General features: G+C 39.8%; 9 protein-coding genes. 6 read left to right on the forward strand and 3 right to left on the reverse strand.

Features of this window, described 5'->3' with window-relative positions:
- Positions 1–51: 51 nt before the first annotated feature.
- From thiC to thiH, 6 genes are read left to right on the forward strand one after another with little or no spacing between them, the layout of a single operon-like run.
- Positions 52–2,004: a phosphomethylpyrimidine synthase ThiC gene (thiC, locus tag GTH25_RS16405; RefSeq protein ID WP_164530756.1), complete on the forward strand. Its 1,953-nt coding sequence runs from the start codon at positions 52–54 to the stop codon at positions 2,002–2,004.
- On the forward strand, positions 1,988–2,635 hold the full coding sequence (gene thiE, locus GTH25_RS16410; RefSeq protein WP_075673755.1) for a thiamine phosphate synthase: 648 nt from the start codon (positions 1,988–1,990) through the stop codon (positions 2,633–2,635). The genes thiC and thiE overlap by 17 nt, the downstream gene beginning before the upstream one ends.
- Positions 2,629–3,378 (forward strand): HesA/MoeB/ThiF family protein, encoded by a 750-nt coding sequence (locus GTH25_RS16415; protein ID WP_075673754.1) that lies wholly within the window; start codon positions 2,629–2,631, stop codon positions 3,376–3,378. The genes thiE and GTH25_RS16415 overlap by 7 nt, the downstream gene beginning before the upstream one ends.
- Entirely contained in the window at positions 3,375–3,575 is a 201-nt protein-coding gene (gene thiS / locus GTH25_RS16420; protein WP_006534717.1) for a sulfur carrier protein ThiS, read from the forward strand. The genes GTH25_RS16415 and thiS overlap by 4 nt, the downstream gene beginning before the upstream one ends.
- A 1-nt stretch (position 3,576) precedes the next feature.
- On the forward strand, positions 3,577–4,356 hold the full coding sequence (locus tag GTH25_RS16425) for a thiazole synthase (RefSeq protein ID WP_075673753.1): 780 nt from the start codon (positions 3,577–3,579) through the stop codon (positions 4,354–4,356).
- Positions 4,356–5,474, forward strand: coding sequence for a 2-iminoacetate synthase ThiH (gene thiH / locus GTH25_RS16430; protein WP_164530757.1), 1,119 nt, complete (start codon positions 4,356–4,358; stop codon positions 5,472–5,474). Before GTH25_RS16425 ends, thiH begins: the two co-directional genes overlap by 1 nt.
- A 188-nt stretch (positions 5,475–5,662) precedes the next feature.
- On the opposite strand, the gene GTH25_RS16435 is transcribed toward thiH, so the two are convergent.
- The 3 genes from GTH25_RS16435 to rpoC all read right to left on the reverse strand — a co-directional run bounded on the left by GTH25_RS16435 (position 5,663) and on the right by rpoC (position 12,600).
- Positions 5,663–6,748 carry an Rpn family recombination-promoting nuclease/putative transposase gene (locus tag GTH25_RS16435; protein ID WP_099660134.1) on the reverse strand — a complete coding sequence of 362 codons (1,086 nt, stop codon included), beginning with the start codon at positions 6,746–6,748 and terminating at the stop codon, positions 5,663–5,665.
- A 190-nt stretch (positions 6,749–6,938) separates the two neighbouring features.
- Positions 6,939–8,294 (reverse strand): polysaccharide deacetylase family protein, encoded by a 1,356-nt coding sequence (locus tag GTH25_RS16440; protein ID WP_164530758.1) that lies wholly within the window; start codon positions 8,292–8,294, stop codon positions 6,939–6,941.
- 79 nt (positions 8,295–8,373) lie between these two features.
- On the reverse strand, positions 8,374–12,600 hold the full coding sequence (gene rpoC / locus GTH25_RS16445; protein WP_099660135.1) for a DNA-directed RNA polymerase subunit beta': 4,227 nt from the start codon (positions 12,598–12,600) through the stop codon (positions 8,374–8,376).
- Between the last annotated feature and the right edge of the window lie 79 nt (positions 12,601–12,679).

The raw sequence follows: 12,679 nt of genomic DNA on the forward strand, positions 1-12,679 counted from the left end.
AATATTCACCCGACAGGCAATTAGCCTGCATGATATTTATTAGGAAATGCTATGTCCCAAAATCAAACTATATCCGTTAAAGATATTTCACCAACAAACAACAAACAACGTCCACGAAAAGAGCAACGTGATGCCGCTCAAGCGTTTATCAGCACTATTCAAGGTGTCAGTTTCCCAAATTCAAACCGCATTTACCTCGAAGGAACACGTACTGATATTCAAGTACCAATGCGTGAGATCCAACTTGATAAAACACTAGTAGGAGGATCAAAAGATTCCCCTGTTTTTGAAGATAATGAACCTGTACCGGTGTATGACACATCAGGCCCTTATGGTGATCCCGCTTCTCAACTCGACGTTAATCTTGGATTAAAAAAAATACGCCAACCATGGATTGATGAGCGCAATGATACTGAAGTGCTTTCTCTTTTAAGTTCCGATTTCACCCAACAGCGCCTTTCTGATACTGGGTTAGAACATTTACGTTTTCCCTTAAAACCAAGCCCTAAAAAAGCGCTAAATGGTAAAAGTGTGACGCAATTGCATTATGCTCGCCAAGGTATTATTACGCCTGAAATGGAGTTTATTGCTATTCGTGAGAACATGGGTCGAGAGAGAATTCGTAGCGAAGTTTTACGCCAACAGCATGCAGGATTCAGCTTTGGTGCGCATCTCCCTGATAATATTACTCCTGAATTTGTACGCCAAGAAGTTGCTGCGGGCCGAGCGATAATTCCTGCCAATATCAATCATCCTGAATCAGAGCCAATGATTATTGGGCGTAATTTCTTAGTAAAAGTGAATGCCAATATCGGAAATTCCTCTGTTACTTCCTCCATTGAAGAAGAAGTGGAAAAGCTGATTTGGTCTACACGTTGGGGAGCAGATACTGTAATGGATCTCTCAACAGGCCGTTATATTCATGAAACGCGTGAGTGGATCATTCGTAACAGCCCAGTTCCTATCGGCACAGTTCCAATTTATCAAGCACTCGAGAAAGTTAACGGTATTGCTGAAGATCTCACTTGGGAAATGTTCCGAGATACCTTGCTTGAACAAGCAGAGCAAGGCGTTGATTACTTTACTATTCATGCAGGCGTGTTGTTACGTTATGTACCTATGACGGCAAAACGCCTAACAGGTATTGTATCTCGCGGCGGTTCGATAATGGCAAAATGGTGTTTATCGCATCATAAGGAGAATTTCCTCTACGAACATTTCCGTGAAATCTGTGAAATTTGCACAGCTTATGATGTTTCCCTTTCTCTAGGCGATGGATTAAGACCGGGTTCAATTCAAGATGCAAATGATGAAGCACAATTTTCTGAATTACATACCTTAGGTGAACTGACAAAAATTGCATGGGAATATGACGTTCAAGTCATGATAGAAGGCCCAGGCCATGTCCCAATGCAGATGATCCGTCGCAATATGACAGAAGAATTAGAGCATTGTCATGAAGCACCATTTTATACATTAGGCCCTCTTACTACAGACATTGCACCAGGTTACGATCACTTCACATCAGGTATTGGTGCAGCAATGATTGGCTGGTTTGGTTGTGCAATGCTCTGTTATGTTACCCCTAAAGAGCATCTAGGTTTACCTAACAAAGAAGATGTAAAGCAAGGCCTTATTACTTATAAAATTGCGGCTCATGCTGCCGATTTAGCCAAAGGACATCCCGGTGCTCAAATTCGTGATAATGCAATGTCAAAAGCTCGCTTTGAGTTTAGATGGGAAGATCAATTTAATTTAGCGCTTGATCCTGAAACCGCACGTCAATATCACGATGAAACCTTGCCTCAAGCATCAGGAAAAGTCGCTCATTTCTGCTCAATGTGTGGCCCTAAATTCTGCTCAATGAAAATAACACAAGAAGTACGTGATTATGCAGCGGGTATGGAGCAAATGTCTCAAGCTTTTAAAGAGCATGGAAGTGAGTTATACCACAGTGCAGAAATCGCCAGTGTTGAGGTGACTGAAAATGAACAGATCCTCTAACACCCCTTTCGCATCAACAGAAAAAAAGCTTGGGCTTTATCCTGTTGTTGATTCTATTGAATGGATCGAACGCCTGTTAAAAACAGGCGTTACCACCCTACAATTACGCATAAAAGGTAAACAACCCAACGATGTTGAGCAAGAGATCGTTGAAGCAATAAAATTAGGTAAACAATATCACGCAAGATTGTTTATTAATGACTATTGGCAACTTGCTATTAAACATCACGCCTACGGTGTTCATCTTGGCCAAGAAGATCTCGATATTGCGGATCTTGATGCCATAAAAAAAGCAGGGTTACGCCTTGGTATTTCTACTCATGATGAAACGGAATTGCAAAGAGCGAAAGCATTGCGTCCATCTTACATCGCATTAGGACATATCTTTCCAACGACAACTAAAGATATGCCATCCAAACCTCAAGGTTTGAAGGCGCTCAAACATCAAGTAGAGCAGACACCTAATTTTCCAACTGTTGCTATTGGTGGGATCTCGCTAGAGAGAGTACCTGATGTTGTTGCAACTGGTGTCGGTAGTGTTGCCTTAGTCAGTGCAATAACAAAAGCGCCAGATTGGCAACAAGTAACGCGTAAATTATTAGAATTAGTGGAGGGAAAGCCATCATGCTAAATGATAATGATTTTATGCGTTATAGCCGACAAGTGATGTTAGAAGATATCGGCTTAGAGGGGCAAAATAAACTTCAACAAGCAAGAGTACTGATTGTTGGACTTGGTGGATTAGGCTCTCCTGCATCACTTTATCTTGCTGGTGCAGGTATTGGGAAACTTATTTTAGTTGATGATGATGAGTTGCATGTTTCTAATCTACAACGTCAAATTCTTTATCGGACTCAAGATATTCCTAATGCAAAATCAGAGATCGCAAAGCAGTCTCTGCTCGCATTAAATCCAGAGATAAAAATCACCTCTTATAAACAACGTATTGATAGTGACTCATTATCTAAATTAGTTAAAGAGGCTGATTTAGTCTTAGATTGCACAGATAACATGCTCACACGCCAAGCGATTAACCGTGCTTGTGTCGCGCAGCAAACTCCGTTTATCAGTGGCAGTGCCGTAGGGTTTAGTGGCCAACTTATGGTGTTTGAACCTCCTTTTACTCATGGCTGCTATCATTGCCTCTATCCAGATCAGACCGAGCCACAACGCAATTGTAGAACAGCCGGAATTTTAGGTCCTGTTGTGGGTGTGATTGGCACACTTCAGGCACTTGAGGCAATTAAATTGCTCTCTGGCTTACCCTGTACTCTAAGTGGAAAACTTCGCCTTTTCGATGGTAGAAAACAAAATTGGAGTACTTTGCGTTTAACACCATCAAAAACATGTCCTGTTTGTCAGGGGGTAGCATGAACATTACCGTAAATGACGAACAATATTCTCTGGATATGCCTGTCACTATCTGTCAGCTCCTTATTCAGTTAGAGCAACCACCCATTGGTGTAGCGCTTGCTATCAATGAAACTATTGTTCCCCGTGAAAACTGGGAAACACATTTTATTAATGATGGCGATACTATTCTTCTCTTCCAAGCTATTGCAGGGGGCTGATATGTTAAAAATTGCTGATACAACATTCACATCGAGACTATTTACAGGCACAGGGAAATTTGCAACACCAACGTTAATGACAGAAGCCATTAAGGCTTCAGGTAGCCAATTAGTTACGATGGCAATGAAGCGTGTGGATTTAAAAAATGGTAATGATGATTTAATCGCACCACTTAAATCATTAGGGGTAAAATTACTACCTAATACATCCGGTGCGAAAACAGCACAAGAAGCTGTTTTTGCGGCTCGTTTAGCCAAAGAAGCTTTTGGCACTCATTGGGTAAAATTAGAAATTCATCCTGATACCAAATATTTATTACCCGACCCTATTGAAACACTTAAAGCTGCTGAAATCCTCGTTAAAGAAGGTTTTGTTGTTTTACCTTATTGTAGTGCTGACCCTGTTTTGTGTCGTCGCTTAGAAGAAGTTGGCTGTGCAGCCGTAATGCCTTTAGGCTCTCCTATTGGTTCAAATCAAGGTTTACAGACTCGTGATTTTCTACGGATTATTATTGAACAAGCCTCAATACCTGTTGTTGTTGATGCAGGGATTGGTGCGCCAAGCCACGCACTTGAAGCTTTAGAGTTAGGTGCAGATGCCGTCTTAGTGAATACCGCAATTGCTGTTGCTAAAAATCCTATTTTAATGGCACAAGCATTTAAAGCAGCGCTTGATGCAGGCGAACTTGCTCGACAATCAGGACTTGCCACCTCCGCTTCAGTGGTGAATATGCAAGCTCAAGCCTCTAGTCCATTAACCCAATACTTGGGGGCATTCTAATGGACACTTTTTCTGATTATTGGCAACAACTCGACTGGGATGACATTACTTTAAAGCTCAATAGTAAAACCAATGCGGATGTTGAAGCTGCATTAAATCGTCATACCCTTACACTCGATGATTTTATGGCGCTGATTTCGCCTGCGGGTCGACATTACTTAGAGCCTATGGCTCAACGTGCTCAGAAACTTACTCGACAACGTTTTGGTAATATTGTGGGATTATATGTTCCACTCTATCTTTCTAATTTATGTGCAAATGACTGTACTTATTGTGGCTTTTCAATGAGTAATGCCATTAAACGCAAAACATTAAATGAAAATGAGATCATTGCCGAATGTAATAGCATTAAACAATTAGGTTTTGATAGCTTGTTATTAGTGACTGGAGAACATCAAAGAAAAGTGGGTATGGATTATTTTCGCCAATATATCCCTCTTATTCGAGAAAATTTCAGTTCATTAATGATGGAAGTTCAACCTCTTGCAACAGAAGAGTATGCAGAATTAAAAACTCTGGGTATTGATGGTGTCATGGTTTATCAAGAAACCTATCATGAACCAACTTATCAACTTCATCATCTAAAAGGTAAAAAACAAGATTTCCATTGGCGACTACAAACACCAGATAGATTAGGGCAAGCAGGGATTGATAAAATTGGTTTAGGTGCATTGATTGGTCTTTCAAGTCAATGGCGTAGCGATTGTTATATGGTGGCAGAACATCTCTCGTTCTTACAAAAACGCTATTGGAAAAGTCGTTACTCTATCTCTTTTCCTCGTTTACGTCCTTGTGCTGGTGGGCTTAGCCCCGCATCAGTAATGAGTGAAGTGGAGTTAGTTCAGTTGATCTGTGCTTTTCGCATTTTAGCACCTGATGTTGAACTTTCACTTTCAACCCGTGAATCTCCATATTTTCGCGATAACACAGTGCCGTTAGCAATTAATAATATTAGTGCAGGATCTAAAACTCAGCCCGGTGGATATTCTGATAGCCATGAAGAATTAGAGCAATTTTCGCCTAATGATAATCGTCATGTAAATGATGTTATCAACGTATTAAAAGAGCGAGGATTACAACCAGTATGGAAAGATTGGGATAATTACTTGGGTCGTTAATTAAAATTCAAATAATATAAAACCGCCTTTAATTTATTTAATTAAAAATAATAAAGGCGGTTTTTATTAAATAATTTAATAAAAGTAACATGTAATAAATTTAAAACGATTAAAGAAAAATAAAATAGTATAAACAGTATATTGGAATACTTTTAATTTAACATTATATAAAACAGATGGTTTAATTATTATACTGTTAATTCTTCAATTTCTTGAATACTTAAACCGGATATTTTTTCGATAAATAAAAGATCAAAATTCTCTTTTAATAAGTTTTGAGCTAATTCCATTTGTACTATTTTTTTACCGATTTCAATGCCTTCTGTTTTGCCTAACTCAATGCCTTTAGCTTTTCCTATTTCAATGCCTTCTGTTTTGCCTAACTCAATGCCTTTAGCTTTTCCAATCTCAATACCTACATTCTTACCTAATTCAATACCTACATTTTTGCCCAGTTCGATCCCCTCATTTTTGCCTATTTCAAACCCTTCGCTTACACCTAAATTAAATCCTTTATTTTCTAATCTCCAAGCTATATTCATAATCACCTCTTTGTGGTTATCTACTTGTTCAACTATCTTATTTAAAATGAACTCAAAGTCTGATGCATCCATAATTGAGAATAAATATTCTACAACAGCAATTGTGTCTTCATCTCTGCAGTTTTTCTGATTTATTGCTTTTGATAAAAGTATTGCAATCTCATTAATATCATGACAACTATTAACATGCTTCATCGCAATTTCCATTACCGCCGCTTTTTTATGTGTCAGTAAAATATCATCATCAATTGAAGTCAAATCAATTAAAGAGAAACTATTAGAATAAAGTTTATTAGCAAGTGAATTAAGCGGAAAGCATGACATCCAATTAACAGGAAAAGGATAAGGTTTTTTCTCTCCATGATAAAACAGAATGGGAACAACGAGAGGTAAAGATTTATAACCTTGCTGTAAATGTTGATTCATAGTGTAAAACGCATAATTCATCATACGCCAAGCTATCATTTTATCTGGCTTAGATTGATGCTCTATCAGTAAATAAATAGAGATATCACCCTCTTTGGTTTTCACTAAATATAAAATATCAGACATACGAGAACGTAAGTTAATATCGATGAAAGCAGAATTTTGTAATTGCAACGTTGAAAAATCACAATGACTTTTTAAGTCCTCAGGTAAATGGACAAAGAAAAAGTCTTTCGCATTACTCACATTCATCATAAAACGTTTAAATGCAGAATCATAAGAAGATATGGATATAGATTTTTTCATAACTAGCTCCATGCTGAATTTGGATTGCTAGCTTACAGAAAAAAATAAATTTTTATCACTAAAAAATAATCATAATTATCTGAAAAATATAAGTTATTTATTGATCTTAACTGAATAAGTAATAGAGAAATAAAAAACACCTTCAATAAATATCAAAGGTATTTTTTAAGATTATAAATTTTCTTTTTAATTATTTATCAACAACAATATTTTTATTAACCACTTCATATTCATCATTACCCACCATCCTCGCAAATTTCTCAATGGGATCTGTACTCAAAGCATAAAGTCTTTTTAGAGCGAAAGGTGGATCACCTAAACGAACTTTTCCTTGCTGAGTCGTCACAGCCAATGTCATACCCGACGTTTTGACGGCATTGATTGCTCTTTGATTATATCCACCAAAAGGATATGCAAAGGCATATTGATGTGGATTTAATAATCGCAATACACGTTGTGAACGTTGCAAATCCAATATAATTGTGTGGGACTGACGGCTAAAGATAATAGGTTTTTTATTATTATCTAAACGATGTAAAAAATGGGAGTGTGATTGAATATCAAAAACATCACGACTCAATTTAAGTGACTGCCAACTCATAAATTGCAATGAATTAGGTGCCCACTTAGGGGTTTCAGATTTTATTCGTGAAGAGATAACAAATAATGTTGCTCGTTGGCCATTTTCTTTTAAAAGAGGATAAGCATAGCGATAAACAGACTGCAAACCATCATCAAATGTTAATGCAACAGCTCGACCCGGTAAATTGACACTTTTATTTAAATAGCCTGCGACTTGATTTAGTGAAAGCGTTTCATATCCCGCGTCTTTTAAATAATTCATCTGCTCTGTAAATGCAGTTAATGATGTTGTCGTTGATGTATGGCGGAAATTATGGTTTTCCGTTGCTTTAAGAATATGATGATAGGTAAGTACAGGTATCCCTAAATCAGGCTTTACACCTCTTGATGAAATATAACCTAAGCGACCGCCTAAAGAAATTTCAAACCAGTTGATTTTATTTCCATCAGCATCTTCTTTTATTGTGCGTGATAACACGGGATAACGTAAGTTGGATAACAGTATTGCTATTTGTGAGCTAGCAATATCTTTATCACTATAGATGGGGGTATTTTTTGTCGTAATTAAATATTCGTAGATAGGATAATCTGTTTTCTTCGTGCTATCTGATAAGAAACGTGTTTTCTTATCGGGTTTAATAGAAACAATATCTTCAAAATAGCCATCTTCTAAATAACCTGCTTCAAGATAACCTTGAGCATTTCCAAATTGTATTCTGTGGTAATCGCCCTCCGCTACTGATGCATAAAAACCTTGGTTAGGGAAAAGCTCTGCAACAGGTCGTAATTTATCACCCACAAATGCATATAGTGTTTTTTGTTGGCGCAGTTGCATCAATGTTGTAATGGGCGTTTTTAAATCCCATTGAGCTTCTGTTGGAATACCTCTTTCATAAGGTGCTGCGGAAACAAATCCAGTAAAAATAAAGCATAGAATAATCAAACTATTAGTTATTATTCTCATCATTTCGCCTACTTATGTAGAACAGAAACAAAAAATGCCCTCACAATGGAGGGCATTTCAATCTAATCTAAATTAGATTTTAGTCTTTTAATCCACCAAAACCAGCATTCAGTAATTCTGCTAAGTTAGCAGATGCTTCATCAGCACTGATTGTTGTTTCAGTTTCATCTGTCGGCAGTTGTGATTGACGACGCTTCATACGATCTTGGTGATACGCATATCCGGTACCAGCTGGGATCAAGCGACCAACAATAACGTTTTCTTTCAATCCACGTAACTCATCGCGTTTACCTGCTACTGCAGCTTCCGTCAGAACACGAGTTGTTTCTTGGAACGATGCAGCAGAGATGAAGGATTCAGTTGCCAGAGATGCTTTCGTGATACCTAACAGGTCACGAGCATACGTTGCTGGTACTTTGCCATCATCTTCCAGAATACGGTTTGATACTTTAACGCGAGCGTATTCAACCTGTTCACCTTCGAGGAACTCAGAGCTTCCTGCGTTCTCAATGGTAACTTTACGTAGCATCTGACGAACGATAACTTCGATGTGTTTATCGTTAATCTTAACGCCTTGTAAACGGTAAACTTCCTGTACTTCGTTAGTGATATAGCGAGTAACCGCATGAACACCACGTAAGCGCAGAATGTCGTGTGGTGATTCTGGACCATCGGAGATAACATCACCACGTTCCACAACCTCACCCTCGAATACGTTAAGCTGACGCCATTTAGGGATCATCTCTTCGTATGCATCGCTACCGTCTAATGGAGAAATAACTAGGCGACGTTTACCTTTAGTCTCTTTACCGAACGAAACAATACCGCTGATTTCAGCAAGGATTGCAGGCTCTTTCGGACGACGAGCTTCAAACAGGTCAGCAACGCGTGGCAGACCACCGGTGATATCTTTAGTACCGCCAGATTCTTGTGGAATACGCGCTAAAGTATCACCTGCGTTAATTGTAATGCCATCGTCTAACTGAACAATTGCTTTACCTGGCAGGAAGTACTGTGCTGGCATATCAGTATTCGGGATTAATACGTCATTACCTTGTGCATCAGTGATGCGCAACGCTGGACGTAAATCTTTACCGCTACCTGTACGCTCTGCTGAATCCAGAACAACCAGTGAAGAAAGACCTGTTAATTCATCTGTTTGACGTGTGATAGTTTGACCATCAACCATGTCAGCAAAACGGATGATACCAGATACTTCACTCACAACTGGCATTGTATGTGGATCCCAGTTAGCAACAGTTTCGCCACCGTTAACTGCTTCGCCATCACCTTTCGCTAATTGAGCACCGTAAGGTACTTTATAGCTTTCTTTCGTACGACCGAATTCGTCAATTAAACGTAATTCAGTGTTACGAGAAGTGATAACTAATTTACCAGCAGTATTAGTAATGAACTTCGCATTGAACAGCTTCAGAGTACCTTTGTTACGTACTTGAATGCTTGATTCTGCTGCCGCACGAGATGCCGCACCACCGATGTGGAACGTACGCATCGTTAACTGTGTACCTGGTTCACCGATTGACTGTGCCGCGATAACACCGATAGCTTCACCTTTGTTAATGATATGACCACGAGCAAGGTCACGACCATAACATTTAGCACATACACCGAAGTCTGTGTTACAGGTTACAACTGAACGTACTTTCACGCTATCAACTGAGTTTTCTTCTAACAGATCACACAGTTTTTCGTTTAACAGGGTGTTACGTGGAACAAGAATATCGGCAGTGCCTGGTTTCAGAATATCTTCTGCAGCCACACGACCTAATACACGTTCACGCAGTGGTTCTTTAACATCACCACCTTCGATAACCGGAGTCATCATAACACCTTCGGTTGTACCACAGTCGTCTTCTGTTACGACTAAGTCTTGTGCAACGTCAACTAAACGACGAGTCAAGTAACCGGAGTTTGCTGTTTTCAGTGCAGTATCCGCAAGACCTTTACGAGCACCGTGGGTTGAGATGAAGTACTGGAGTACGTTCAGGCCTTCACGGAAGTTCGCTGTGATTGGTGTCTCGATGATTGAGCCATCTGGCTTAGCCATCAGACCACGCATACCTGCTAACTGACGGATCTGAGCTGCAGAACCACGAGCACCGGAGTCAGCCATCATAAAGATGCTGTTGAAAGATACTTGTTGTTCTTCTTCACCGTTACGGTTAATAACGGTTTCAGTAGACAGGTTTTCCATCATCGCTTTTGCTACACGCTCATTCGCTGCAGCCCAAATATCGATGACTTTGTTGTAACGTTCGCCCGCTGTTACCAGACCGGATTGGAACTGTTCCTGAATTTCTGCAACTTCCGCTTCAGCTTCTGCAATGATCTCTGCTTTTTTAGCAGGGATAACCATGTCATCGATACCTACTGATGCACCTGAACGTGCTGCGTAAGCAAAACCGGTATACATGATTTGGTCAGCAAAAATAACTGTTGGTTTCAAGCCCATTACGCGATAACAGGTATTGAGCATTTTAGAAATTGCTTTCTTACCTAATGGTTGGTTAACCAGTGCGTAAGGTAGGCCTTTTGGTACGATCATCCATAAAATAGCTCGGCCGATAGTCGTATCTTTTAAGCTAGTTTCAGTGGTGATATTACCTTCGCCATCTTTGATCTCTTCAGTGATACGTACTTTAACGCGTGCGTGTAAAGAGGCTAAACCTGCGCGATAAACGCGTTCAGCTTCTTTAGGACCACTTAACACCATGCCTTCACCTTTGGCATTGATGCAGTCACGAGTCATGTAGTAAAGACCTAATACAACGTCCTGTGAAGGAACGATGATTGGGTCACCACTTGCTGGAGACAGAATGTTGTTTGTTGACATCATCAATGCACGAGCTTCTAACTGTGCTTCTAATGTCAATGGTACGTGAACCGCCATTTGGTCACCATCGAAGTCGGCGTTATATGCCGCACAAACGAGTGGGTGTAACTGAATAGCTTTACCTTCGATAAGGATTGGTTCAAATGCCTGAATACCTAAACGGTGAAGTGTTGGTGCACGGTTTAGCATCACTGGATGTTCGCGGATAACTTCATCTAAGATATCCCAAACAACCGCTTCTTCACGCTCAACCATTTTTTTAGCGGCTTTAATTGTTGTCGCTAAACCACGGGTTTCCAGTTTTCCGTAAATAAATGGTTTGAATAACTCAAGAGCCATTTTCTTCGGTAGACCACACTGATGCAGACGCAAGTATGGACCAACGGTGATTACAGAACGACCAGAATAGTCAACACGTTTACCTAACAGGTTTTGACGGAAACGACCTTGTTTACCTTTGATCATATCAGCCAAAGATTTCAGAGGACGTTTGTTAGAACCTGTAATCGCACGACCACGACGACCGTTGTCTAATAACGCATCCACAGACTCTTGTAACATACGTTTTTCGTTACGTACGATAATGTCTGGTGCTGCTAAATCAAGCAGGCGTTTTAAACGGTTGTTACGGTTGATCACACGACGATATAAATCGTTCAGGTCTGAAGTCGCAAAACGACCGCCATCAAGTGGAACCAGTGGACGTAAGTCTGGTGGTAACACAGGCAGTACAGTTAAGATCATCCATTCAGGTTTATTGCCTGATTGCATGAATGCTTCAAGTAACTTGATACGTTTAGTCAGTTTCTTACGTTTAGTTTCAGAGTTAGTTTCATTTAACTCTTCACGCAGCGTTTCACACTCTTGTTCCAGATCCATGCTCTGCAACAGATTCTGAACAGCTTCTGCACCCATCTTCGCATCAAATTCGTCACCGAATTCTTCTAATGCATCAAGATATTGCTCTTCTGTTAAGATTTGTCCGCGCTCAAGGCTGGTCATACCGCCTTCAACAACAACGTAAGATTCAAAATACAGTACACGTTCAATATCGCGCAGTGGCATATCCAGCAGCAGACCGATACGGGACGGCAGTGATTTCAAGAACCAAATGTGAGCAACTGGAGAAGCTAATTCGATGTGACCCATACGTTCACGACGAACTTTAGTTTGTGTAACTTCAACGCCACACTTCTCACAGATAACACCACGGTGTTTTAAACGTTTGTATTTACCACACAAACATTCGTAATCTTTTACTGGTCCGAAAATACGGGCGCAGAAAAGACCGTCACGTTCTGGTTTGAACGTACGGTAGTTAATTGTTTCTGGCTTTTTAACTTCACCAAATGACCATGAACGGATCATATCAGGTGATGCCAGAGCAATTTTGATCGCATCAAACTCTTCGGTCTTGGTTTGCGCTTTCAGAAACTTTAATAAGTCTTTCACGAAATGGCTCCTGTCGGAGTTAGACCTGCCAGGCAAATGACCCCTGTCATTCACCCCTTTAAACCAGTGTAGTCACTGT

Origin of the sequence: Proteus terrae subsp. cibarius (genome assembly GCF_011045835.1) — a bacterium.
Classification (GTDB): Bacteria; Pseudomonadota; Gammaproteobacteria; order Enterobacterales; family Enterobacteriaceae; genus Proteus; species Proteus cibarius.